The sequence below is a fragment of the Thioalkalivibrio sp. K90mix genome (assembly GCF_000025545.1).
GTDB lineage: Bacteria > Pseudomonadota > Gammaproteobacteria > Ectothiorhodospirales > Ectothiorhodospiraceae > Thioalkalivibrio.
In genome coordinates this window covers 2,308,286-2,331,826 of record NC_013889.1, presented here as the reverse complement: position 1 = coordinate 2,331,826, position 23,541 = coordinate 2,308,286, and the positions used below count along the sequence as shown (strand labels likewise).

At 68.3% G+C, this 23,541-nt stretch carries 21 protein-coding genes and 1 other RNA gene; 20 read left to right on the top strand and 2 right to left on the bottom strand.

Annotated features, from left to right (window positions below; genetic code table 11):
• Window positions 1–2: 2 nt before the first annotated feature.
• Entirely contained in the window at window positions 3–1,868 is a 1,866-nt protein-coding gene (locus TK90_RS11115; RefSeq protein ID WP_012983574.1) for a penicillin-binding protein activator, read from the bottom strand.
• Window positions 1,869–1,948: 80 nt separating this feature from the next.
• On the opposite strand from TK90_RS11115, the gene rsmI reads away from it, so the two are divergent.
• From rsmI to lpxC, 19 genes are all read left to right on the top strand, one after another.
• The gene (gene rsmI, locus TK90_RS11110) at window positions 1,949–2,785 is read left to right on the top strand and encodes a 16S rRNA (cytidine(1402)-2'-O)-methyltransferase (protein WP_041444280.1); all 837 of its coding nucleotides are present in this window, start codon (window positions 1,949–1,951) and stop codon (window positions 2,783–2,785) included.
• A 48-nt stretch (window positions 2,786–2,833) separates the two neighbouring features.
• Window positions 2,834–3,180, top strand: an RNA gene (gene rnpB, locus TK90_RS14485) — RNase P RNA component class A.
• Window positions 3,181–3,472: 292 nt separating this feature from the next.
• Complete coding sequence (mraZ, locus tag TK90_RS11105) at window positions 3,473–3,913, top strand: division/cell wall cluster transcriptional repressor MraZ (RefSeq protein WP_012983572.1); 441 nt, start codon at window positions 3,473–3,475, stop codon at window positions 3,911–3,913.
• 2 nt (window positions 3,914–3,915) lie between these two features.
• Window positions 3,916–4,845: a 16S rRNA (cytosine(1402)-N(4))-methyltransferase RsmH gene (rsmH, locus tag TK90_RS11100; RefSeq protein ID WP_012983571.1), complete on the top strand. Its 930-nt coding sequence runs from the start codon at window positions 3,916–3,918 to the stop codon at window positions 4,843–4,845.
• On the top strand, window positions 4,845–5,129 hold the full coding sequence (gene ftsL, locus TK90_RS11095; RefSeq protein WP_012983570.1) for a cell division protein FtsL: 285 nt from the start codon (window positions 4,845–4,847) through the stop codon (window positions 5,127–5,129). Before rsmH ends, ftsL begins: the two co-directional genes overlap by 1 nt.
• On the top strand, window positions 5,117–6,832 hold the full coding sequence (locus tag TK90_RS11090) for a penicillin-binding protein 2 (RefSeq protein WP_012983569.1): 1,716 nt from the start codon (window positions 5,117–5,119) through the stop codon (window positions 6,830–6,832). The genes ftsL and TK90_RS11090 overlap by 13 nt, the downstream gene beginning before the upstream one ends.
• Entirely contained in the window at window positions 6,829–8,346 is a 1,518-nt protein-coding gene (locus TK90_RS11085; protein WP_012983568.1) for a UDP-N-acetylmuramoyl-L-alanyl-D-glutamate--2,6-diaminopimelate ligase, read from the top strand. The genes TK90_RS11090 and TK90_RS11085 overlap by 4 nt, the downstream gene beginning before the upstream one ends.
• Window positions 8,343–9,716 (top strand): UDP-N-acetylmuramoyl-tripeptide--D-alanyl-D-alanine ligase, encoded by a 1,374-nt coding sequence (murF, locus tag TK90_RS11080; RefSeq protein ID WP_012983567.1) that lies wholly within the window; start codon window positions 8,343–8,345, stop codon window positions 9,714–9,716. Before TK90_RS11085 ends, murF begins: the two co-directional genes overlap by 4 nt.
• Window positions 9,697–10,779: a phospho-N-acetylmuramoyl-pentapeptide-transferase gene (gene mraY / locus TK90_RS11075; protein WP_012983566.1), complete on the top strand. Its 1,083-nt coding sequence runs from the start codon at window positions 9,697–9,699 to the stop codon at window positions 10,777–10,779. The genes murF and mraY overlap by 20 nt, the downstream gene beginning before the upstream one ends.
• Window positions 10,780–10,783: 4 nt before the next feature.
• Window positions 10,784–12,130 carry a UDP-N-acetylmuramoyl-L-alanine--D-glutamate ligase gene (gene murD / locus TK90_RS11070; RefSeq protein WP_012983565.1) on the top strand — a complete coding sequence of 449 codons (1,347 nt, stop codon included), beginning with the start codon at window positions 10,784–10,786 and terminating at the stop codon, window positions 12,128–12,130.
• A complete protein-coding gene (gene ftsW, locus TK90_RS11065) occupies window positions 12,127–13,329 on the top strand; it encodes a putative lipid II flippase FtsW (protein WP_012983564.1) in 1,203 nt (400 codons plus the stop codon). Before murD ends, ftsW begins: the two co-directional genes overlap by 4 nt.
• Window positions 13,326–14,426 (top strand): undecaprenyldiphospho-muramoylpentapeptide beta-N-acetylglucosaminyltransferase, encoded by a 1,101-nt coding sequence (murG, locus tag TK90_RS11060; protein ID WP_012983563.1) that lies wholly within the window; start codon window positions 13,326–13,328, stop codon window positions 14,424–14,426. Before ftsW ends, murG begins: the two co-directional genes overlap by 4 nt.
• Complete coding sequence (murC, locus tag TK90_RS11055; protein ID WP_012983562.1) at window positions 14,423–15,859, top strand: UDP-N-acetylmuramate--L-alanine ligase; 1,437 nt, start codon at window positions 14,423–14,425, stop codon at window positions 15,857–15,859. Before murG ends, murC begins: the two co-directional genes overlap by 4 nt.
• A complete protein-coding gene (gene murB / locus TK90_RS11050; RefSeq protein ID WP_012983561.1) occupies window positions 15,856–16,815 on the top strand; it encodes a UDP-N-acetylmuramate dehydrogenase in 960 nt (319 codons plus the stop codon). The genes murC and murB overlap by 4 nt, the downstream gene beginning before the upstream one ends.
• Window positions 16,812–17,753 carry a D-alanine--D-alanine ligase gene (locus TK90_RS11045; protein WP_012983560.1) on the top strand — a complete coding sequence of 314 codons (942 nt, stop codon included), beginning with the start codon at window positions 16,812–16,814 and terminating at the stop codon, window positions 17,751–17,753. Before murB ends, TK90_RS11045 begins: the two co-directional genes overlap by 4 nt.
• Before the next feature lie 59 nt (window positions 17,754–17,812).
• A complete protein-coding gene (locus TK90_RS11040; RefSeq protein WP_012983559.1) occupies window positions 17,813–18,535 on the top strand; it encodes a cell division protein FtsQ/DivIB in 723 nt (240 codons plus the stop codon).
• 23 nt (window positions 18,536–18,558) lie between these two features.
• Entirely contained in the window at window positions 18,559–19,794 is a 1,236-nt protein-coding gene (gene ftsA / locus TK90_RS11035; protein ID WP_012983558.1) for a cell division protein FtsA, read from the top strand.
• A 91-nt stretch (window positions 19,795–19,885) separates the two neighbouring features.
• Window positions 19,886–21,043, top strand: coding sequence for a cell division protein FtsZ (gene ftsZ / locus TK90_RS11030; protein ID WP_012983557.1), 1,158 nt, complete (start codon window positions 19,886–19,888; stop codon window positions 21,041–21,043).
• 121 nt (window positions 21,044–21,164) lie between these two features.
• Window positions 21,165–22,088 (top strand): UDP-3-O-acyl-N-acetylglucosamine deacetylase, encoded by a 924-nt coding sequence (gene lpxC / locus TK90_RS11025; protein WP_012983556.1) that lies wholly within the window; start codon window positions 21,165–21,167, stop codon window positions 22,086–22,088.
• Window positions 22,089–22,099: 11 nt separating this feature from the next.
• Here the strand turns inward: lpxC and TK90_RS11020 are convergent, their stop codons facing one another.
• Window positions 22,100–22,528, bottom strand: a complete 429-nt coding sequence (locus TK90_RS11020; protein ID WP_012983555.1) for a DciA family protein — start codon at window positions 22,526–22,528, stop codon at window positions 22,100–22,102.
• Window positions 22,529–22,576: 48 nt separating this feature from the next.
• On the opposite strand from TK90_RS11020, the gene TK90_RS11015 reads away from it, so the two are divergent.
• Window positions 22,577–23,467 (top strand): M23 family metallopeptidase, encoded by an 891-nt coding sequence (locus TK90_RS11015; protein WP_012983554.1) that lies wholly within the window; start codon window positions 22,577–22,579, stop codon window positions 23,465–23,467.
• Window positions 23,468–23,541: the final 74 nt, after the last annotated feature.

The following is a 23,541-nucleotide window of genomic DNA, read 5'->3' as shown; positions in this document are numbered from 1 at the left end:
GGTCAGCTGCCCTCGCTGGTGGACCCCAGCTGGCGTGGTGCGCCGCTCTCGAAGCGCGCCCAGGCCGGCTCGCGCACCCAGTCCCCGCTGATCGGGTTCAGTGACCAGGTTCCGGCACCCCCGACGATTTGATGGTGGGTGGCCTCGCGTACCGCGTGATCATGCAGGCTCAGCCGCATCGCATCCATGCCCAGCGCGACGAAGCGTGGGAGCTCGTCAGTCGCCCCTTCGGCCATTTCGCCGTTCAGCGGCTCGATGGTCGTGAACAGATAGGGCGCGTCGGGGAAAACGATGCCGTTGAGATCGCGGTCGCGATTGGCGTTTGGCTGCCCGGCGTAGATATGAGGCGTCGCCATAATCGGGAGTTGCCGGGCCCCGTGGAAGTGCAGGTGTGGCACGAGTTGCCGCATCTGGCGCGAGGTTCCGGTCACGAACAGGTGATCGGCATCGCCCCGAACCTGGGGGTCGCCCTCCAGACTCAGGCCAGTCCGGCGGGCGACATCGCGAATGCGTGCCTCGCTCTGCTCAATCCCGAGCGCATTGCCCACCCGGGCATTGATGTCCTCGGCATCCGGGCGCAGGCGCACGATGTCCCGCGGCCGCAGGCCGTGGTCCGCGAGCGCTTCCTGGTAGGCTTCCGCAATGCGGTCCCCGAACTGACCCTCGGGCAGGATTACGAGCGGGTTGCGCCAACCCGTGCGCACCGCGCGGTCCACCACAGCGTAGGCATCCTCTTCCGGATTCAGTGCCAGCGTGCCGAAGGCACCGTTGCCGTCGAGCCGGGTACGGTTGAGCAGCAGCGTCGGGCGCGTCTCCTCGCTTGCGGCCACCGCGCGCACCGCATCGCGGTCGAGCGGTCCGATGATGCGGTCCACACCGTCCTCGACGCCGCGCCTGTAGAGGTCTGCAGCCGTGTCGGGGTCGCCGCGTGTGTCGCGCACCAACAGTCGGCCGTGGCCCCCGGTCTCCGCGTAGTAGGCGCGCGTGATGCCGTCGAGGATCGCATTGCCGAGCTGGGCGAGATCACCGGACAGCGGCAGGAGGACCAGGATCGTCTCCGGCGCCTCGGGCTGGAGCGGGTGACTTGCGACCAGTTCCGGGAGCAGGCTGTTGGCCGGGTGCGACGGATAGCGCTCCCGCCACTGGCCGGCCACGCGGCGGGCGTCGTCTTCCGAATGGACGCTGCGCAATCCGGTGAACAGGCGAACCCAGGGCTCGGCATCCGGGTGTTCGCCCGCCGCCAGGCCGTCCCGCTGGGCGGGTCGAAGCGCCGAGAGCAGACCCCAGATGCGTTTCTGGTTGGCTGTTTGCTCATCGGGCTTCAGCAGGAGCAGGCCGTCGAGGCGCAACCGGGCGTCCAGCGCCTGATACCATTCGCGCTCGTGCTCGAGCAGGCGGGCATGCAGGCCCAGACCCTCGCGGTAGACCTCGGGCGTGCGGGTCTCGTCGTCCGGGTCGTCGGCGCCGAGCCGCTCGCGCGCGGTTTCCCACTCGCCGCGTGTGGCCGCCAGGCGGGCACCGCGCACACGGTCGGCCAGCGGTTCCCGGTGCTGGGCATCCAGGTCGCGCCACAGCGCGTCCGCGCGGTCGACCAGGTCGCCGTCCGGCTCGTCTAGTCTCAGGACCGCGTCGATCGCTGCGCGCACGTTGTCCGGCTGCGGGCCCGCCCAGGCCTCGCTGATCAGGATCGGGGCCTGTTGCTCGGCCGGCAGGTCAACGACCTCGGGTCGTTCCTCCTCCGGTTCCGGGGCGGGGGTGGGGTCCGGGCGCGGCGTCGCGCAGCCGGCGAGGATTGCGCCGGCGAGCAGGCTCAGGGCCAGGCGGCCCCGGTAGCGCCCCCCGGCAGCTGGAGAGAGGTATAGGTTCACGATAGCGGGATGCTCAGCGTATTGGGGAGTCAGTATTGAAAGCGCATCAGATTGTGTCAACGAATTGCGGCACGTTATGGGTGGTTGCCACGCCGATCGGCAATCTGGCCGATCTCAGCCCGCGTGCCCGTGACGTGCTGGCGCGCGTTTCGCGTATCGCTGCGGAGGATACGCGACACAGCGGCGGGTTGCTGGCGCACCTGGGGGTACTGACGCCCCTGGTCAGCCTCCATGAACATAACGAGCGCGAGCGCATCCCCTCTTTATTGTCTGCGCTGGAGGCAGGCGACGATCTCGCGTTGATCTCGGATGCCGGTACGCCGCTGGTATCCGACCCGGGGTATCGTCTGGTACGAGCGGCCGCCGAGGCAGGGCTGCCGGTGCGTGCGGTGCCTGGCGCCAGCGCGCCGCTTGCCGCTCTGGCCGTCGCCGGCCTGCCCTCCGATCGTTTCTGCTTCGAGGGCTTTCTGCCGCATGCCGGCGGGGCCCGCCGTCGCCGCCTGGAGGCCTTGCTGTCGCAGCCGGTGACGACGATCCTGTTCGAGTCGTCGCATCGCGTACGTGCCGCTGCCGACGACCTGGCCGCGCTCGCGCCGGAGCGGCTGGTGTTCCTGGGGCGTGAGCTGACCAAGCAGTTCGAGGAACACTATAGAGGTGTTGCGGACGAGCTCCCGGCCTGGCTCGATGCTGATGCCAATCGTCTGCGGGGGGAGTTCGTGTTGATCCTCGCGCCGGCGCCGCAGGCGGCCGATCCGGAGTCCGAGGATGCCCCGCTCGCCGACGAACATGAGCGCCTGCTGGGGGCCTTGCTGGGGGAGCTTCCATTGAAACGAGCGGTGCGGGTTCTTGCCGACGCCACCGGAGTGCCGCGCAACCGTGTCTATGCCCGGGCCCTGCGTCTGAAGGACGAGGGTTGATGGGGGTTTTTCTTGCGTTGTTGCGGGTGCGGGCGTAAAAGGAGCGCGGGAGCTGGCCTGGCAGTCGCTGTATCCACTGGATGCGGAGGAAAGTCCGGGCTCCACAGGGCAGGACGCCAGGTAACGCCTGGGCGGCGCGAGCCGACGGAAAGTGCCGCAGAAAATACACCGCCGATGGCCTTCGGGCACAGGCAAGGGTGAAAAGGTGCGGTAAGAGCGCACCGCACGGCTGGTAACAGTCCGTGGCAGGGTAAACCCCGTCCGGAGCAAGGCCAAATAGGGGTGCATGGTGTGGCCCGCATCGCACCCGGGTAGGCTGCTCGAGGCGTCCGGTGACGGACGTCCCAGATGAATGACTGTCCACGACAGAACCCGGCTTACGGCCGGCTCCCACTTTTTCCCACCTTTGCGGCCCCCTCCGCGGGCCGGTGTCTCGCCGTGTCGGCGGTTCCTACCGAAAAATAGTGAAGTAGTTTCTTAAGTGTGGCCCTCAAGACGCGGCTTTTGGGGTGTTATTTTCTGGCTGCACTGTCGCTGGGCAGGTGTTCGCTAAGTCTCTGTGATTCAACGCTTATTTTTGGTTTTTTCGGGTCGATTTTCTTGACTCCTGGAGATAGCCGTACCTATAGTGTCGAAAAGTGGGAAAAGGTGGGGAAAGGTGGGTGACCACCGCAACCGGTACCGGCCATGTTTCGAGGCGTAAGCCAACTCAATCTGGATGCCAAGGGTCGCTTGGCCATGCCCGCGCGCTATCGCGATACGCTGGCGGCGTCCTGTGGTGGCCAGCTGGTGATTACCGTAGACCCCGACCGGTGCCTGCTCCTGTATCCGTTCCCCGAGTGGGAGCGCATCGAGCAAAGTCTGATGTCCCGCCCCAACATGAATCCGAAGGTCCGTAATCTGCAGCGCCTCCTGGTCGGTCATGCGACCGAGTGCGAGCTGGACGGTAGCGGCCGTCTCCTGCTGCCGACGCCGCTGCGCCAGTACGCCAGTCTGGACAAGCGCGCGGTGCTGCTGGGGCAGGGCAACAAGTTCGAGATCTGGGATGCCGATGCCTGGGATGCCCGTTGCGAGCAGGCGCTGGGGGGTGACGTGGATGACGACGCACTCGAGTCCATTGCGTTGTGACCATGACGGAAACCGTCGCTCATATCCCGGTGCTGCGCGACGCGGTGCTGGAGGGGCTGGCCGTGCGCGCTGACGGGTTCTACGTGGATGGGACCTTCGGGCGCGGCGGGCACAGCCGCGCGATTCTCGATCGCCTCGGTGCCGGCGGAAGCCTGCTGGCAATGGACCGGGACCCCGAGGCGGCTGCGGCCGCCTCTTCGTTTGCGGACGATCCACGCTTCGTCTTCGAGCCGGGTCCGTTCTCGACGATGGCCGATACCCTGCGCCGGCGCTTCCCCGATCGTGCGCCGGATGGCGTGTTTCTGGATCTGGGGGTCTCCTCCCCGCAGCTGGACACCCCCGAGCGTGGTTTCAGCTTCCAGCACGATGGCCCGCTGGACATGCGCATGGACCCCACGCAGGGCGAGAGTGCCGCGGACTGGCTGGCCCGCGCGGAGCAGGACGAGATCGCCGACGTGATTTACCACTATGGCGAGGAGCGCCATTCCCGCCGCGTCGCCCGTGCGATCGTCGCTGCGCGCGCGGATGCCCCGATTACGCGCACCGCACAGCTCGCCGAGATCGTGCGCCGCGCGGTGCCCGGGCGCGAACCGGGCAAGCACCCGGCCACGCGTACCTTTCAGGCTCTGCGTATCCATGTGAATCGGGAGCTCGAAGAGCTGGAGCAGTGGCTCGAGACGATCCCGGAGGCCCTGCACACCGGCGCGCGGATGGTGGTGATCAGCTTTCATTCGCTCGAGGATCGCATGGTCAAGCAGGCACTGCGTGGGCCGCGCCCGGACACGCGCCTGCCGCGCGGGCTGCCGGTGATGCCCGAAACACCCGAGCGCCCGTGGCGCCCGATCGGCAAGCCCGTGCGTGCCGACGCCGAAGAGCAGCGCCGCAACCCGCGCGCACGCTCGGCGGTGCTGCGTGTGGGGGAGCGCACCTGATGGTCTTTCGCGGCTTCATCCTGATCATCCTGGCGACCGGGGTCTTTGCCTCCGCCGTCGGTGTGGTGGCGGCCAAGCACGAGGCACGCCAGGCCTTTATCGCGCATCAGTCGGAGCTTTCGGAGCGCGACGCGCTGAACCTGGAGTGGACGCAGCTGCAGATCGAGCAGTCGACCTGGGCGACGCAGGGCCGTATCGAGCGGCAGGCGCTCGAGGAACTGGGCATGATCAAGCCCGAGCCGGATCGCATCGTGGTGATCGGGGGGCGCACATGGGAGCGCTGAAGCGTCAGGTCAGCCATGGCCGTCTGAAGGTGCTGCTGGTGGTCTCCGCGCTGGTGCTTGTGGCCCTGGTGCTGCGCGCAATCGATCTGCAGGTCCTCAGCCGCGATTTCCTCACGCAGCAGGGCGAGCAGCGCCAGGTGCGTACGCTGACCGAATCGGCCCATCGCGGCATGGTCACGGATCGCAACGGCGAGCCGCTGGCGATCTCCGCCCCGGTGCAGACCGCCTGGGCGAACCCGAAGGACTTGCTGGAGCAACGCGATCGCTGGCCGGAACTGGCCGAGGCGCTGCAGGTTGATGCCGACTGGCTGGCCGAGCGCATCGAGTCGCGCGCCGGCCGGGAATTCATGTACCTGCGCCGGCATATGCTGCCGGCCCAGGCGGAGCAGGTGACCGCCTTGCGCATCCAGGGCCTTGGCCTGACGCGTGAGTTCCGGCGCTACTACCCGCATGGCGAGACGACCTCGCACATCCTTGGCTACACCGATATTGACGATCGCGGGCAGGAGGGCGTCGAGCTTGCGTTCAACGACTGGCTGTCGGGCGCGCCGGGTGCCAAGCGGGTGTTGCGCGACCGCCACGGACGCACGATCCGCGATGTGGCCAGTATCCGCCCCGCCCGCGACGGCCGCACGCTGCGCCTGACCATCGATCAGCGCCTGCAGTATCTGGCCTACCGCGAGCTGAAGGCCGCGGTGGCGGAGCATGATGCCCAGGGCGGGTCGGCCGTGCTGCTGGACGCCCGTACGGGTGATGTCCTGGCGATGGTCAATCAGCCGAGTTTCAACCCGAACAATCGCGGTTCGATCCGCTCGGAGCTCGCGCGCAACCGATCCCTGACCGACAGCATGGAGCCGGGTTCCGTCATCAAGCCCTTCACCGTTGCGGCGGCCCTGGATGCCGGCATCATCGACCCCAATGTGACCCTGGACACCCGTCCCGGGACCATGCGTGTCGGGCGGCTGACCGTGCGCGACTTTCGGGACTATGGCGTGATTGACCTGACCACCCTGATCGCGCGCTCCAGCAATGTCGGCGCGACCAAGCTGGCGCTGGACCTGCCGCCGGACCGATTCTGGCAGGTGCTGCACCAGGCCGGGTTCGGCCAGTCGACCGGGACCCACTTCCCGGGCGAGGTGAGCGGCCGTCTGCGCGACTTCCCGACCTGGCGCGAGGTCGAACAGGCCACGATGGGGTATGGCTACGGCCTCTCCATTACGCCACTGCAGATGGCCGCGGCCTATACCGCATTTGCCAACGACGGTCAGCGCATCCCGGTACGGCTGGTGCAGACGGCCGATGACCTGCGCGAGCCGGCCGGCGTGATGACCCCGGAGACGGCCCAGCGCGTGCTCGCCATGATGGAGCACACGATCGGCTCCGAAGGTACGGCCCGCCAGGCCGCGATCGACGGCTACCGCATCGCGGGCAAGACCGGTACCAGCCGCAAGAGCGGGCCCGGTGGCTATACCGAAGATCGCTATATCTCCAGCTTTGTGGGTCTCGCGCCGGCGTCCGATCCGCGTTTCGTGATGGCCGTGGTGATCGACGAACCCAATGCTGGCACCTACTTCGGCGGCGCCGTGGCGGCGCCGGTATTCCGCAACGTGATCGGCTCGGCGCTGCGGATGTTCAACGTGCGCCCGGACGCGATGCCGGATATCCCCATGCAGTTCGCCGCCGAACGCGAGGGCTCGACATGATGGCGGCGAATACGGTCCAGACCGTCGCGACACTGGGCCGCCTGTGGCCCGCCGGGGCGCCAGCGCTGCCGAGCGAGGTCGCCGGGCAGCGTGTCACCGACCTTGCCCAGGACAGCCGCCGGGTGACCCCGGGTGCCGTCTTCGTGGCCCTGCGCGGGACCCAGGGCCACGGCCTTGCCCATGCGCGGGCCGCGGCCGAGCAGGGGGCTGTGGCCATCCTGTGGGACGAGGCCGAGGCGGCCCCCGCCCTGAGCATCCCGGTGCTGCATCTCCCGGGCCTGCGCGTCGCGCTGCCGGCGATCTGTGACGCCCTGTGGGGTGCCTGGCCGGCCGATTATCCCGTCGTCGCGGTGACCGGTACTGATGGCAAGACCTCGGTCAGCCAGTTGTTCGCCGGCGCCCTGGAGCAGCTCGGTGTCCCCACAGGGGTGGTCGGGACGCTGGGCACGGGCCGCTTTGGGGCGCTGGAAGATTGTGGCCACACGACCCCGGGCGTGATCGACCTGCATCGACACCTCGCGCATTTGACCGCCGACGGCTGCCGGGCGCTCTCGATCGAGGCCTCGTCCCACGGCCTCGAACAGGGGCGGATGGCCGGGTTGCCGGTGCGCGTCGCCGTGCTGACCCGGCTGGGTTCGGACCATCTGGATTTTCATGGCAGCCAGCAGGCCTATGCCGACGCCAAGGCGCGGCTGTTCGCCTGGCCGGGGCTGGAGACCGCGGTGCTCAATGCCGACGACGCCCTCGGGCAGCGCCTGATCCGTGAAACCACGGCTGAACACATCCTCACCTACAGTGCCGTCGGGGCCTCCGCCGACCTGGTCGCGCGGGAGGTCGAGGCAGGCTCCGACGGCATTCGCTTCACGCTGGAGGTGGCCGGCGAGGCCTGGCCGGTGCAAGCGGCCCTGTTCGGGCTGTTCCAGGTCGGCAATCTGCTGGCGACGCTCGCCGCCCTGCGGGCGCTGGGTCATTCCTGGCCGGCCGCCGTCGATGCGGTGTCGCGCCTGCGCGGTGTCCCGGGGCGCATGGAGCGCTTCGAACTGCCCAGTGGGGCATTGCTGGTCGTGGACTATGCCCACACCGAACAGGCGCTGGCCGCGGCGCTGGATGCCTTGCGCCCGCACACGGCCGGCCGCCTGATCGCAGTCTTTGGCTGTGGTGGAGACCGCGATGTCACCAAGCGTCCGGCCATGGGGCGGGCCGCCAGTGCGCGCGCCGACCAGGTGATCGTGACGGACGACAACCCGCGTTCCGAAGACCCGGCCGCGATCCGCGCCGCCGTACTCGCCGGCTGTGACCGGCCCGAGGCCTGCCGCGAGCTGGGCGATCGGGAGGCGGCGGTGCGCGCGGCGGTGGCCGAGGCGGGCCCGGGCGACGTCATCCTGCTGGCGGGCAAGGGGCACGAGACCACTCAGCAGGTGGGTACGCAGTTTTATCCGTTCAGTGATCGCGAGCTGGCGTTAGCGCTCGCCGCTCGGACGAATGCGGGAGACAGTGGGGGGGGTATCCAATGATCCGGATGACCGGACAGGAACTGGCGGACGCCGTGCGCGGCCGTCTGGAAAACGGCGACGGCGAGCGGGTCTTCGAGGGGGTGTTCACCGACACCCGGCAACCGCTCGAAGGAGGGCTGTTCGTGGCGCTGCGCGGCCCGCGCTTTGATGCCCACGAGCATGTCGCCGCCGACCTGCCGGCCGCTGTGCTACTGGTGGAGCGCGTGCTGGATGTCCCGCACCCGCAGGTGGTCGTGGCCGATACCGGCGAGGCCCTGGGCCGGCTGGCCCAGCACTGGCGCCGCCGCAGCCGGGCGCGGGTGATCGCGCTGACCGGCTCCAACGGCAAGACCACCACCAAAGAGATGCTGCGCTGCATCCTCGAGGGCGTGGGCTCGGTGCATGCCACCCAGGGCAACCTGAATAACGAGATCGGCGTGCCGCTGACGCTGCTGGCCATGCCCGAGGACACCGATTACGCGGTGATCGAGATGGGCGCCAACCATGCCGGCGAGATCGGGCGCATGGCGCGCTGGACCGAACCGATGGTCGCCATGATCACCAACGCCGGGCGGGCCCATCTGGAGGGCTTTGGCAGCCTTGAGGGGGTGGCCCACGCGAAGGCCGAAATCTTCTCGGGGCTGCCGTCCCAGGGCGGTACGGCGGTGATCAATCTGGACGACCCGTTCGCCGACTATTGGCTGTCGCTGAACGAGCACCACCACTGCCAGCGCTTTTCCCTGGAGGGCGGTGGCGAGATCGAGGGTGTGTGGCAGGCCCCCGACCGCCTGCGTCTGACGATCCTGGGCGCCGGCCGTGACCTGCGTCTGGCCAGCCCGGGGCGCCATGTCGCTGCCAATGCGATCGCCGCGGCCGCCGCGGCGAATGCGGTGGGTGTGGCGATCGACGCGATCGCCAACGGTCTGGCGGGCTGGACGCCGGTGCAGGGGCGTTTGCAGGAGCTCTGGCATGTCAGCGGTGCCCGCCTCTGGGACGACACCTACAACGCCAACCCCGACTCGCTGCGCGCGGGGCTCGAGGTGCTGGCCGCGATGCCCGGCCGGCGCATCCTCGTGCTGGGTGCGATGGGGGAACTGGGCGCCGAGACCCCGGTGCTGCACCGTGAGACCGGGGCGCTGGCCCGCGCGATGGGTGTGGACTACTGCCTGGCCCTGGGCGAGGCCGCGCGCGACAGCGCCGAGGCGTTTGGCGAGGGCGGCGAGTGGTTTGCCGACCATGACGCCCTGCGGACGCGCCTGGAAGCACTGCTGGAGGACGAGACCACGGTCCTGATCAAGGGCTCGCGCAGCCAGCACATGGAGCGAATCATCGAAGGGCTGGAGACGGCCCCGTCGGCGCGGGGGGCTGCGAATGCTGTACGCGCTGACTGAATATCTCACGCAGTTCTACAGCGGCTTTACGGTCTTTCAGTACCTGACCTTCCGCGCCATCCTGGGCGTGGTGACTGCGCTGGCGATCGCGTTGCTGATCGGCCCGGCAATGATCCGTCGGCTGACGGTCGGCAACGTGGGCCAGCAGGTCCGCGACGACGGCCCGGAATCGCACCTGAGCAAGGCCGGTACCCCGACCATGGGCGGGGCGCTCATCCTGGTGGCGGTGGCAGTGGCCACGCTGCTGTGGAGCGACCTCACCAACCGCTTCGTCTGGATCGTGCTGCTGACCACGCTGGCCTTTGGTGCAGTCGGGGGCTGGGACGACTACCTGAAGCTGCGTTACGGCAACAGCAAGGGGCTTTCGGCCAAGGCCAAGCTCCTGTGGCAGACGCTGTTCGCGCTGATCGCCGCCGGGGTGATCATGGCCACCGCGCAGAGCCCGGTGGAGACGAGCTTCTATCTCCCGATCTTCAAGGATTTCGAGCTGCACCTCGGCTGGCTGTTCATCCCGCTGGTCTGGCTGGTCGTGGTCGGGTCCTCCAACGCGGTCAACCTGACCGACGGCCTCGACGGCCTGGCCATCATGCCGGCGGTGCTGGTGGCCGGGGCCCTCGGGGTATTCGCCTATGCGGCCGGCCACGCGGTATTCGCGGATTACCTGCAGATCCCGGCGGTGCCAGGGGTGGGCGAGGTCGGTGTCTTCGCCGCTGCACTGGTCGGGGCCGGGCTCGGCTTCCTGTGGTTCAACGCCTATCCCGCCCAGGTCTTCATGGGCGATGTCGGGGCCCTGGCCCTGGGGGCGGCCCTGGGCATGATGGCGATCCTGACCCGTCAGGAGATCGTGCTCCTGATCATGGGCGGCATCTTCGTGCTGGAGACGCTGTCGGTGATGCTGCAGGTCGCCTCGTTCAAGCTCACCGGGCGGCGCATCTTCCGCATGGCGCCGCTGCATCACCACTTCGAACTCAAGGGTTGGCCTGAGCCGCGCGTGATCGTGCGTTTCTGGATCCTGACCGTGGTGTTCGTCCTGATCGGTCTTGCGACCCTGAAGATCCGCTGACGCCATGTCGAAGCCACAGCCGCACAATCTGATCGTGGGAACCGGGGTGACGGGGCAGTCCGTCGCCCGTTTTCTGCGTGCGCGTGGCGAGACCTTTGCGATCACCGACACGCGTCGCGATCCACCGGCGCTGGCGGCCGGGGCCGACGCCGCGTGGCTGGCCGAGGCCTGGGCCGGACCCCTGGATGGTCTCGATACTGCAGGCTACGCCCGCCTGGTCGTCTCGCCGGGGGTCCCGCTCGAACACCCGGCCGTCGAACAGGCCCGGGCCGCCGGCGCGGTGATTACCGGCGATATCGACCTGTTCGCTGCTGTGGCGCAGGCCCCGGTCATTGCGATCACCGGCTCCAACGGCAAGAGCACGGTCACCGCCCTGGTGGGCGAGATCCTGACGGCCGCAGGTCGCAAGGTCGCGATTGGCGGCAATTTTGGCACCCCGGCGCTGGATCTTCTGGACCCGGTGGTGGAGGTCTATGTGCTGGAGCTGTCGAGTTTTCAGCTCGAACGCAGCGAGCAGCTGAAGCCGGACGGGGCCGCGATCCTGAACATCTCGCCCGACCACATGGATCGCTACCCGGATCTTGCCGCGTACATCCAGGCCAAGGCCCGCATCCTCGACCGCGCCGCCCGCGGTGTGCTCAACCGCGACGATCCCTGGCTGCGCGAGTTGCCCCTGCCGGCCGGTCTGCGCGTGGTCTCGTTCGGGCTGGATGCCCCGCTGGCCGCGACCGACTTTGGCGTGAACACGGGCGAGGCGGAGCCGGACCTGGTGCGTGGGGAGGAACGGCTGCTGTCCACCGCGCGCCTGCGTCTGCGCGGGCAGCACAACTGGGCCAATGCCCTGGCCGCTCTGGCGCTGGCCTGGCCGTGGCTGGAATCGCTCCAGGCGCGCAGCGAGGCGCTGGCTGCGCTAGCCGACTTCGCGGGCCTGCCGCACCGTTCGCAGTGGATCGCGCGGGTCGCCGAGGTCGACTACATCAACGATTCCAAGGGCACCAACGTGGGCGCGACCCTGGCCGCGCTTCGGGGTACGCCGGGGCCCCTGGTGCTGATCGCCGGTGGCCAGGGCAAGGGACAGGACTTCTCGCCGCTGGCGGACTACGTGCCCGGCAAGGTCCGGGGTGTGGTGCTGCTCGGCGAGGATGCCCCGCTGATTGCCCGTGCCCTGGCCTCGGTGGTGCCGGTGCAGCGGGTGGACGACATGACCGCCGCCGTGGCGCAGGCCGCGGCCTGGGCGCAGCCCGGCGATACCGTGCTGCTGTCGCCGGGCTGCGCGAGCTTGGACATGTACGAGAACTATCAGGCCCGCGGCGACGACTTCGCGCGGGTTGTACGGGAGCGAGCGGCATGAGTACCGGATCGCTGCCCCTCGGACTGCCGTCGCGCGACTCGCTCGACGGGCTGCGCAACAGCGTGGATCTGCCGCTGCTGGCGGCGGCCGCGTTGCTGCTGGGGCTCGGCCTGATCATGGTCGCCTCGGCCTCGATGGATCTGGGCGAGCGCTACTATGGCAACACCTGGCACTTCTTCCAGCGCCAGGTCCTGTTCGCCGCCATCGGTCTGGCGCTGGCGACCGTGATGTGGGCAATTCCGCTGGAGCGCTGGGAGCGGGCCGGTCCCTGGCTGCTGATCCTGGTGATGGTGCTGCTGATTGCGGTGCTGCTCCCGGGCGTGGGCCGAACCGTGAACGGCGCGACTCGCTGGATCCCGATCGGCATGTTCAACCTCCAGGTGGCCGAGCCGGTGAAGCTGCTGGTGGTCATGTACCTGGCCGGCTACATCGTGCGCCACTACTCGGCATTGCGGCTGCACCTGCGGGGGTTTGTCCGCCCGCTGGTCGTGCTGGGATTCGGGACGGTACTCCTGCTGCTGCAGCCCGACTTCGGTGGCGCGGCCATCATGCTGGCGATCGGCATGGGCATGCTGTTCCTGGCTGGCGCCAAGCTGTGGCAGTTCGCCGCGCTTGGCGCGACCATTGCGGTGGGTATGGCCTTCGTGGCCGTGGCTGCGCCCTACCGGGTCGCGCGCCTGACCGCGTTCCTCGACCCCTGGCAGGACCCGTTCGCGACCGGCTTCCAGCTGACCCAGTCGCTGATCGCGATCGGCTCCGGCGGCTGGTTCGGTACCGGTCTGGGCAACAGCGTGCAGAAGCTGTTCTACCTGCCAGAAGCCCATAACGACTTCCTGTTCGCGGTCTTCGCCGAGGAGTTTGGCTTTATCGGTGTGCTCGCCCTGATCGCACTGTTTGCGGTCGTGGTCTGGCGCTGCGTGAAGATCGGACTCTGGGCCGAGCGGGCGGGGCATGCATTTGGTTCGCATCTGGCCTTTGGGGTCGCGATCTGGCTGGCGCTGCAGAGCGCGCTCAATCTTGCGGTGAACATGGGGTTGCTGCCGACCAAGGGCATGACGCTCCCTTTTCTCAGCTACGGCGGCAGTTCGCTGATCGTAACGCTGATGGCGATCGGTCTGGTGATGCGGGTCTATCGCGAGGCGCAGATCCCGGCCCCGCGTCAATCGACCCCGCCGCGGCGCAAGAGGGGGCAGGCATGAACAATCCCCTGCGCATCCTGATCATGGCCGGCGGTACCGGCGGGCACGTCTTCCCGGGGCTGGCGGTCGCCGAGGCCCTGCGTGCCCGTGGCGTCGAGGTCCTCTGGCTGGGTAGCGCCCGCGGGATCGAGACGCGCCTGGTGCCTGCGGCGGGGATCGAGCTGCACACCCTCCCGATCAGCGGGGTGCGTGGCAAGGGTCTGATCGGGCTGTTGCTGGCGCCCTGGCGCCTCGGGATCTCGTTGTGGGCGGCACTGGCCCTGATTACCCGGTTGCGTCCGGCCGCCGTGATCGGCTTTGGCGGCTTCGCGGCCGGCCCTGGCGGCCTGATGGCCGCCGCGCTGGGGCGCCCGCTGGCGATCCACGAGCAGAACGCGGTCGCCGGTCTTACCAACCGCTGGCTGGCGCGCATCGCGGACCGGGTCTATGCGGGCTTCGATCATGCCTTCCCGGAGCGTCACACCGTGACGGTGGTGGGCAATCCGGTCCGCGCGGAGATCGCCGCGTTGCCGGAGCCGGAACAGCGCTTCGACGAGCGCTCGGGCCCGCTGCGGGTGCTGGTGCTGGGTGGCAGCCTTGGGGCGCGCTCGCTGAACCGCATCGTCCCGGCGGGGCTCGAGCAGACCCGCGACGCGAAGCCGATGGTGATTCGTCACCAGGCCGGGGAGCGCACGCTGGACGAGGCGCGCGCCGCCTATGCCGAGACCGCGCTGGAATACGAAGTGACTCCGTTCATCGAGGACATGGCCGCGGCCTATGGCTGGGCGGATCTAGTGATCTGCCGGGCCGGTGCGCTGACCGTGGCCGAGATTGCGGCGGCTGGTGTGCCGGCCCTGTTCGTACCCTATCCGCATGCGGTCGACGATCACCAGACGGCGAATGCCCGCGCCCTCGTCGAGGCGGGTGCGGCCTGGTGCCTGGCGGATGCCGATCTGACGCCCGAGCGGGTTGCCGGCATCGTTCGGCCACTGGGGCGCGAGGCCCTGCGCGAACGTGCTCGGCTGGCGCGCGAGCAGGCCTGCCCTGACACCGCCGAGCGTCTGGCCGAGGCCTGCCTGGAGATGGCCAATGCCCGGCGCGGGAGGAAGAACTCATGAACGCCCCGCGCCTGCCACGCCACGCGATGCGTCGCATCCGCCGTATTCACTGTGTCGGGATCGGTGGTTCCGGTATGAGCGGGATCGCCGAGGTCCTGCACCAGCTGGGCTACGAGGTCTCCGGATCGGATCTCGGGCAGTCGGCGATGGTCGCGCGTCTGACCGGGATGGGGATTCCGGTGGCCCCCGCGCATACCGAAGAGAACGTCGCCGAGGCCGACGTGCTGGTCGTCTCCAGCGCAATCGACCCCTCCAACCCCGAGGTGCAGGCGGCCCGCCGCCGCGGGATCCCGATCGTGCGCCGCGCGGAGATGCTCGCGGAGTTGATGCGTTTTCGCTACGGCATTGCCGTGGCCGGTACCCACGGCAAGACCACCACGACCAGCCTGGTGGCCAGCGTGCTCGCCGAGGCCGGTATGGACCCCACCTTCGTGATCGGCGGGCGCCTGAACAGCACGGCCAGCCACTCGAACCTGGGGGCGGGCGACTATCTGGTGGCCGAGGCCGACGAGAGCGATGCCTCGTTCCTGCATCTGCAGCCGATGATCAGCATCGTGACCAACATCGATGCCGACCACCTCGGGACCTATGGCAACGACTTCGGGAACCTGCGCGCGACCTTCCTCGAGTTTCTGCACCACCTGCCGTTCTACGGCATCGCCGTGCTGTGCGCGGACGACCCGCAGGTGCGCGACCTCTATCCGGAACTGGAGCGCCCGCGCCTGACTTACGGCATCGAGGCACAAGCCGATGTGCGCGCCCTGAACGTGCGCCAGGAAGGCGTGCGCATGTTCTTCGACCTGAAGCTGCCGGGGCAGGCCGCGTTCCCGGTCACGCTGAACCTGCCCGGACGGCACAACGTGCTCAACGCCCTGGCCGCGGCGGCCGTCGCTCATGAACTGGAGGTCGCCCCCGAGGCGATCCAGGCGGCGCTCGAGCGCTTCCAGGGGATCGGGCGGCGCTTCCAGGTGCAGGAGCTCGAGACCGCGCAGGGCCCGCTGACCCTGGTCGACGACTACGGCCATCACCCGCGCGAGATCGAGGCGACCCAGGCCGCGGCGCGCGATGCCTGGCCCGACCGGCGGCGCATCACCGTGTTCCAGCCCCACCGTTACACGCGCACCCGCGACCTGTTCGAGGACTTTGCCGAGGCCTTGTCCGAGACCGATGTGCTGATCCTGCTGGAGGTCTACCCCGCCGGCGAGGAGCCGATCCCCAGCGCCGATGGCCGCAGCCTTGCCCGCGCGATCCGTCTGCGCGGACAGGTCGAGCCGGTGTTCGTCGAGCATGCGGCCGACGTGGCCGAGGTGCTGTCCGGGATGCTGAAGCCGAACGACGTCGTGATCACTCAGGGGGCCGGCGATATCGGCCGGCTGGCGAGCCTGCTGCCGGACCAACTGGGGGCGAAGAAGCGCCCCGGGAGTGCGACATGATGGCGGCTCGCGCGGTGGAACCGGTGAACGGTCCGTTTGCCCACGCCCCTCGGGGCGAGGTACGGCCCCATGCCCCGCTGGCAGGGCTGACCTCCTGGCGTGTGGGCGGTCCGGCCGACTGGCTGTTCCGGCCGGTGGATCGGGCCGATCTCGTGTCGGCGCTGGCGGATCACGCCCGCCATGCCCCCGCGATGCCGGTGACCTTCCTGGGGCTGGGCAGCAATGTGCTGATCCGTGATGGCGGCATCGAAGGGCTGGTGGTGCACCTGTCCGGCGTGATCAACGAGCGCGAGCGCCTGGAGGGCAACCGCGTACGTCTCGGGGCGGGACTTGCCTGCGCCCAGGCCGCACGGTTCTGTGCCCGTCAGGGGCTGGTAGGTGGTGAATTCCTGGCCGGCATCCCGGGCACCCTGGGCGGTGCCTTGCGCATGAACGCGGGGGCCTGGGGCGGCGAGATCTGGCCGCTGGTCGAGGCGGTATCCACCGTGGATGCCGACGGGCAGGAGCATCGGCGCGAGCCGGCCGAGTACCGCATCGGCTATCGCAGCGTCGAGGGTCCGGACGAGTGGTTTACCGGCTGCGTGCTGCAACTGGAGTCGGGCGATCCGGCTGCTGGCACGGCGCGTATCAAGGAGCTCCTGCGCGAGCGTTCTCGCAAGCAGCCGCTGGGCCTGCCGTCCTGCGGATCGGTGTTCCGCAACCCGCCCGGCGATCACGCCGCGCGCCTGATCGAGGCGGCGGGACTGAAGGGCCTGCGCCACGGCGGCGCGGAGATATCCCCCAAGCACGCGAACTTCATTACCCACGATGGCTCGGCGCATGCCGCCGACATCGAGTGGCTGCTGCGCCATGCCCAAAGCGAGGTCGAGCGGCGCTTTGGCGTGCGCCTGGAGCCCGAGGTGCGGCTGCTGGGTCGACCGGGTCCCATGGACGAGACAACCGAGGGAAGGCAATGAGCAGGCGCAAACCGGAAGAATATGGGCGGGTGGCGGTCCTGATGGGCGGCTGGTCCGGCGAGCGGGACATCTCTCTCAAGAGCGGCAATGCCGTGCTGGCGGCGCTGCGCCGCCAGGGCGTCGATGCCCATGCCGTCGATCTCACCCGCGAGACGGCGCGCTGCATGGCGCTGGAGGGCTACGACCGGGTATTTATCGCGCTGCATGGCGAGTGCGGCGAGGACGGCACGCTGCAGGGCTGCCTCGATATGGGTGGCATGCCCTACACCGGGACCGGGGTCCTCGGCTCGGCGCTGGGCATGGACAAGCTGGCCTGCAAGCGCCTCTGGGCGGGCACGAATCTGCCGAGCGCGCCGTATCGCCTGCTGACGCCGGGCTTCGATCCGGAGGCGGTGGCCGATGCCCTCGGCCTGCCGCTGATCGTCAAGCCCGCGCGCGGTGGCTCCAGTCTGGGCATCACCCGGGTCGATCGCGTTGCGGACCTGCCGGCTGCGTTCGAGGCCGCTCGCGTGCAGCCGGGCCAGGTGTTCGCCGAACAGTGGATCACCGGTCGCGAATTCACCGTCGCCGTGCTCGGCAACGAGCCGCTCCCGGTGATCGAGATTCGCGCGGCCAGCGGCTTTTACGACTACCACGCGAAGTACGAGGCGGACGATACCGGTTACCTGTGCCCGCCGCCGGACCTGTCGCGCAGCGCCCAGCTGGAGCTGCAGTCGCTGGCGATCGCCGCCTTTGCTGCCCTCGAGGGCTGCGGCTGGGGCCGGGTGGACATCCTGCAGGACGAACACGGCGAGAACTTCCTGATCGAGGTCAACACCATCCCCGGCATGACCGGCCATTCGCTGGTCCCCAAGGCCGCCGCGCAGGCGGGCATCGACTTCGACGAGCTGTGCCTGCGCATTCTCGATTCCAGCTTTGAATGCGGAGGGCTGCGTTGAGCGCGCGACGTACAACGCGACCTGCGCGGCGGCCGGCCGGTCCGTCGCGTCTGCAGGCCATGACCGGGCCGGGGCTGCGCCTGCTCGCCGGCATGGGGCTGGCCGGGGCGCTGGTGCTGGGCCTCAGCCTGTGGCTGCACTTCGACCCGGATCAGCACCTGCCGATTGGCTCCATCCAGATTACCGGCGAGCCGCGTCATGCCGACACGGACGCGATCCTCGAACGGGTGCGGGCTCATGCGCCGGGATTTGTGGGTACGGACCTCGAGGTGCTGCGCGAGGAGCTGCAGGCCATGCCCTGGGTGGACGCGGTGCAACTGCGCCGTCGCTGGCCCGACACCCTGGAGGTCCATGTGACCGAACCGGTCCCGGTGGCCCAGTGGGGCGACGATCACCTGGTTGACCGCCACGGGCGCCTGTTCGGGCCGGTGGACCTGGCCGAATGGGATTTCCTGCCGGCTCTGGCCGGCGAGGACGGCCGTCAGGTGGTGCTGATGCACCGCTACCTGGAGGTCTCCGCGCGCCTGGCCGACGCCGGGTTCGAGGTGGTGGGCGTGCACGAGGGCAAGCGGCATGACTGGACCATCCACCTGGCCGATGGGGCGGAGGTCCTGATGGGCCGCGACGTGAATCTGAACCGGCTGGGCCAGCTGGTGCGCGCGGCGCCGGCCCTGCGGGCGCGTGAGGATGCCCCGATTGCGCGGGTGGACCTGCGCTATCCGCACGGGCTGGCCGTGGCTTGGGCCGAAGAAGCGGACAACGACGGCGGCAACGCCCGATGACACGAACGACAGGACGCAGAAAGATGATGGCAAAGAAGTCGGAACCCGGACTGATCGTTGGCCTGGATGTCGGCACCTCGAAGATCGAGGCGATCGTCGGCGAGCTGACCGACGAGGGCGAGATCGAGATCATCGGCATCGGCTCCTCGCCGTCGCGCGGACTGAAGAAGGGCGTGGTCGTGAACATCGAGTCCACCGTCCAGTCGATCCAGCGCGCGGTGGAGGAGGCCGAGCTGATGGCCGGCTGCGAGATTCATTCGGTTTACACCGGCATCGCCGGCTCGCACATCAAGAGCTACAACTCCACCGGCGTGGTCGCGATCAAGGACGGCGAGGTCGTGGCGGGTGATGTCGACCGGGTGATCGATGCCGCCCGCGCGATCGCGATCCCGGCCGATCAGCGCATCCTCCACGTGCTGCCGCAGGAATACATCATTGACGAGCAGGAGGGCATCCGCGAGCCGATCGGGATGTCCGGGGTGCGGCTGGAGGCCAAGGTGCACCTGGTCACCGGCGCGGTGTCCGCGGCGCAGAACATCGTCAAGTGCGTGGAGCGCTGTGGACTGCGGGTGGATGACATCATCCTGGAGCAGCTCGCCTCCAGTTACTCGGTGCTCAGCGAGGATGAGAAGGATCTGGGTGTGTGTCTGGTCGACATCGGCGGGGGCACTACCGACATCGCGGTGTTCGCCCACGGCGCGATCATGCACACCGCGGTCATCCCGATTGCCGGTGACCAGGTGACCAACGACATCGCGGTGGCCCTGCGTACGCCGACCCAGTACGCCGACGAACTCAAGATCAAGTACGCCTGTGCGTTGCGCACGCTGGCCGACCCGGGCGAGACCATCGAGGTCCCGGGGGTCGGCGATCGGGCCGCGCGCCGGCTGTCGCGCCAGACGCTCGCCTCCGTGGTCGAGCCGCGCTACGAGGAACTGCTGCAGCTGGTGCAGGCGGAACTGCGCCGCAGCGGCACCGAGGAAATGATCGCCGCCGGGGTGGTACTGACCGGCGGATCGTCTCGAATGGAAGGTGTGGTGGACCTTGCCGAAGAGGTCTTCCACATGCCCGTGCGCCTGGGGGTGCCGCAACGCGTCACCGGGCTCCTGGATGTGGTGAAGAATCCGATCCACGCGACGGGCGTAGGGCTGTTGCTCTACGCCCGCGAGTCGCGTGCGGAACAGGAGGCCCGGCCCGTGAGCAGCGGGTTCCAGGGTGTATGGGCGCGCATGAAGCGCTGGTTTTCCGGCCAGTTCTGATGACCAGAACCGCCGGGGTTATGGGGGTCGGACCGCTCTCCGGCCATAGGCAAACGACTGACATGTACACACGAACCGAGAGGACGCAGCCATGACGTTCGAACTGATGGATACCTTTAGCCAGAACGCCACGATTAAGGTCGTTGGCGTTGGGGGTGGTGGCGGCAATGCCGTACAGCACATGGTTCACTCGCAACTCGACGGCGTGGATTTCATCTGCGCCAATACCGATGCCCAGGCCCTGAAGAGCCTGGACTCCAAGACGCTGCTGCAGCTGGGTGGCGACATCACCAAGGGTCTGGGTGCAGGGGCCGATCCGTCGGTCGGGCGCGAGGCGGCCCTGGAAGACCGCGAGCGCATCCAGGACCTGCTCCAGGGTGCGGACATGGTGTTCATTACCGCCGGCATGGGTGGCGGTACCGGCACGGGCGCGGCCCCGGTGGTTGCACAGATCGCCAAGGAGATGGGCATCCTGACGGTTGCAGTGGTCACCAAGCCGTTCCCGTTCGAGGGCAAGAAGCGCATGCAGGTGGCCGTGTCCGGGATCAAGGCGCTGACCGAGCAGGTCGATTCGCTGATCACCATCCCGAACGAGAAACTGCTGACCGTGCTGGGCAAGAACACCACGTTGCTGGACGCCTTCAAGGCTGCCAACGACGTGCTGTTTGGTGCGGTGCAGGGGATCGCCGAACTGATCACCCGCCCGGGCCTGATCAACGTCGACTTCGCCGACGTGCGCAACGTGATGCGCGAGATGGGCATGGCGATGATGGGCACCGGCACCGGTACCGGCGAGGACCGTGCGCGTCAGGCCGCCGAGGCCGCGATTGCCAGCCCGTTGCTCGAGGATGTCGATATCTCCGGTGCTCGCGGGATTCTGGTGAACGTCACCGGGGGCATGGATGTCGGAATCGGCGAGTTCGAGGAGGTCGGCGAGGCCGTGAAGGCCCTGGCGTCCGAGGATGCGACCGTGGTGGTCGGTACCGTGATTGATCCCGAGATGAGCGACGAACTGCGTGTGACCCTGGTGGCCACCGGCCTCGGTGCCCAGACGGCCCAGCAGGAACGCCCGCAGGTGCGTGTGGTCGATGCCCAGCCGAAGCGCGCGGTCGGCTCCGACGTCGAGGTGGACCTCGACCAGCCGACGGTGAAGCGTCGCGGCGGGGACAATCTCGCGGTCGACTACAACCAGCAGCAAGGCATCGATGTGCTGGATATCCCGGCCTTTCTGCGCAAACAAGCCGACTGAGCAAGGGGCCGCATGCAGGGAGAGCGGAAACTTGCAATAATGCGGTAATCGTTGTGTGCATGATGAGCCCGGGAGGGCCCGGGCTCCACTTTGCACCTGAAAAAGCAAGAGGTTATACGCGTTGATTCGACAAAGAACGCTCAAGAACAGCATCCGGGCCACAGGCGTGGGGCTGCATACCGGGGAAAAGGTCGTGCTTACGCTGCGACCGGCGCCGGTGAATACCGGGATCGTCTTCCATCGGAGCGATCTGGACCCCGTCGTCGAAATCCCGGCTCGGGCGGAGAACGTGGGCGACACGCGTTTGTCGACAACGCTCGTCAAGGGGGACGTGCGCGTCTCCACCGTGGAACATCTGCTTTCCGCGATCGCGGGGCTGGGCATCGACAACCTGCACGTGGATGTCAGTGCCGCCGAGGTCCCGATCATGGACGGCAGTGCCGGGCCGTTTGTGTTCCTGTTGCAGTCCGCCGGGCTCAAGGAACAGGATGCCCCCAAGGAATTCATCCGGGTGAAGCGCAGCGTGGAAGTCCGCGAGGGCGACAAATGGGTGCGCTTCGACCCCTATGACGGGTTCAAGGTCGGTTTCTGCATCGACTTCGAACACCCGATGTTTACCGACGGAAGCCAGCGCGCCGAGCTGGACTTCTCGTCCACCTCCTTTGTAAAGGAGGTCTCGCGTGCCCGGACCTTCGGGTTCATGCGCGATATCGAGGCCCTGCGCGCCAACCAGCTGGCGCTGGGTGGCAGCCTGGACAACGCCGTTGTGCTTGATGACTACAAGATCCTGAACGAGAACGGTCTGCGCTACGACAACGAGCTGGTCAAGCACAAGATCCTCGACGTGGTCGGCGATCTGTATCTGCTCGGACACAGCCTGATCGGCGCGTTTACCGGGCACAAGTCCGGGCATGCGCTGAACAACCAGTTAATCCGCCAGTTGGCGGCGGACGAGACGGCCTGGGAAAAGGTTACCTTCGAGGACCCCTCGGAGCGCCTGCCGATCTCCTTCGGGCAGCTGGCGCCCACGATCGCCACTGGCTAGGCCTGGCGGGGCTAGCGTCCCTGCGGGGGCAGTGCCGCGAGGCGTTCCAGTGCCCCGGCCAGTTCCGGGTCGCTGATCGAGCGCGCGGTCTGCATCAGTAGGGAGCGGGCCGACTCCGGGATCTCGCGTTGAACCGCGACCCGTTTGGGTTGTGGCGCGCGTGGCGTGCTGTCGAGTCGGATGCGCACCTCGGTGGTGCCGTCGATTCCGGCCGCCGCGAGCGTCTTCAGCAGTTCGCGCTGTTGGAAACGGATCTCGGTCGCCAGTGGCCGATCGGCGCAGACCGCGATCAGGGTCTCTCCTTGCCGGGTCAGCGCCAGGCGTCCGCGCCGTAGCTCCTCTCCCACCACGGGGGCGAGGGCGCGTTCCAGCTCCCGGTCGCGGTCGCTGTGAACGCTCAAATTCGCCGCGACAAAGCGGTTCGCGGGGCGCGGCATCATTGGCGCGGCTCCACGAAGCCCGACAGTACAAGAGTAATTGAGAAACGCATGCAGCTGATCGTACTACGACCGGATGGCCTTTGTACCCGCCTTCCGCTTCGCGTCACCCTCGTCCTGTCCGTAACCCTGCTCGCCCTGGTCGTGGCGGCCGTGGCCGCCGCCTACTGGGTGGGGCAACAGCAGCGCGAGGTTATCAAGGTACCGGTGGTGCCGGGGAGCGACCAGGCGGTGATCGAGGCCGCCGAGCGCGAGGTGGCGCACGAGGGCCTGAAACACCTCGCCGAACGGGTGGTGGCCCTGGAACGCCAGCTCGCCCGTGTTGACCTGCGCATGCGCTCGGTGGGCGAGACGCTTGACCTGGATTTGTCCGAGCTGACGCCCGCGATGGGGGGGCAGGGTGGACCTGAACTGGAGGGGCCGGATTCCCCCGTTGCGATGGATGAACGCCTCTACGCCCTCGAGCGCCTGCTCCATCGGCAACAGACCTCGGTGGCCCTGATCGACGACACACTGCGCGAGGATGCCTCGCGCGAGGCCCTGCGTCCGCAATTGATGCCGGTCGATGACGAGGCCTGGATCAGCTCGGCCTTTGGTTATCGCAACGACCCGTTTACCGGCGCGCGGCGCTTCCATTCCGGCATGGACTTCGCTGGCAGTCCGGGCTCGGAGATCCGCGCCGCGGGTGGTGGCATCGTGGTGTTCTCGGGCAAACGCGATGCCTACGGCAAGATGGTGGAGATTGACCACGGGGGCGGTCTGCGTACCCGCTACGCGCACAACTCCGAGCTGCTCGTGGAGCCGGGGCAGCGCGTGGATGCCGGCGACACCATTGCACGCATGGGCCGCACGGGCCGTGCCACGGACACGCACCTGCACTATGAAGTCCTCAAGGCGGGGCAGGCCGTTAATCCCTACGACTTCCTGCCTAGCGACGACTGAATCCGAACCCCTCCGGCATCCGCCCACGCGCAGGTGCTGGGCGGATGGTTTATCCTAGATAGGTTTCGGACAAC

Excerpts from the sequence above, each read along its gene's own strand:
- TK90_RS11045 (WP_012983560.1), top strand. The coding sequence starts at position 16,812 with ATGAGCAGGCGCAAACCGGAAGAATATGGGCGGGTGGCGGTCCTGATG.
- ftsA (WP_012983558.1), top strand. The coding sequence starts at position 18,559 with ATGATGGCAAAGAAGTCGGAACCCGGACTGATCGTTGGCCTGGATGTC.
- murB (WP_012983561.1), top strand. The coding sequence starts at position 15,856 with ATGATGGCGGCTCGCGCGGTGGAACCGGTGAACGGTCCGTTTGCCCAC.
- TK90_RS11015 (WP_012983554.1), top strand. The coding sequence starts at position 22,577 with ATGCAGCTGATCGTACTACGACCGGATGGCCTTTGTACCCGCCTTCCG.
- murG (WP_012983563.1), top strand. The coding sequence starts at position 13,326 with ATGAACAATCCCCTGCGCATCCTGATCATGGCCGGCGGTACCGGCGGG.
- rsmH (WP_012983571.1), top strand. The coding sequence starts at position 3,916 with ATGACGGAAACCGTCGCTCATATCCCGGTGCTGCGCGACGCGGTGCTG.
- ftsZ (WP_012983557.1), top strand. The coding sequence starts at position 19,886 with ATGACGTTCGAACTGATGGATACCTTTAGCCAGAACGCCACGATTAAG.
- murF (WP_012983567.1), top strand. The coding sequence starts at position 8,343 with ATGATCCGGATGACCGGACAGGAACTGGCGGACGCCGTGCGCGGCCGT.
- ftsW (WP_012983564.1), top strand. The coding sequence starts at position 12,127 with ATGAGTACCGGATCGCTGCCCCTCGGACTGCCGTCGCGCGACTCGCTC.
- murD (WP_012983565.1), top strand. The coding sequence starts at position 10,784 with ATGTCGAAGCCACAGCCGCACAATCTGATCGTGGGAACCGGGGTGACG.
- ftsL (WP_012983570.1), top strand. The coding sequence starts at position 4,845 with ATGGTCTTTCGCGGCTTCATCCTGATCATCCTGGCGACCGGGGTCTTT.
- mraY (WP_012983566.1), top strand. The coding sequence starts at position 9,697 with ATGCTGTACGCGCTGACTGAATATCTCACGCAGTTCTACAGCGGCTTT.
- TK90_RS11085 (WP_012983568.1), top strand. The coding sequence starts at position 6,829 with ATGATGGCGGCGAATACGGTCCAGACCGTCGCGACACTGGGCCGCCTG.
- TK90_RS11090 (WP_012983569.1), top strand. The coding sequence starts at position 5,117 with ATGGGAGCGCTGAAGCGTCAGGTCAGCCATGGCCGTCTGAAGGTGCTG.
- TK90_RS11040 (WP_012983559.1), top strand. The coding sequence starts at position 17,813 with ATGACCGGGCCGGGGCTGCGCCTGCTCGCCGGCATGGGGCTGGCCGGG.
- TK90_RS11020 (WP_012983555.1), bottom strand. The coding sequence starts at position 22,528 with ATGATGCCGCGCCCCGCGAACCGCTTTGTCGCGGCGAATTTGAGCGTT.
- murC (WP_012983562.1), top strand. The coding sequence starts at position 14,423 with ATGAACGCCCCGCGCCTGCCACGCCACGCGATGCGTCGCATCCGCCGT.
- mraZ (WP_012983572.1), top strand. The coding sequence starts at position 3,473 with ATGTTTCGAGGCGTAAGCCAACTCAATCTGGATGCCAAGGGTCGCTTG.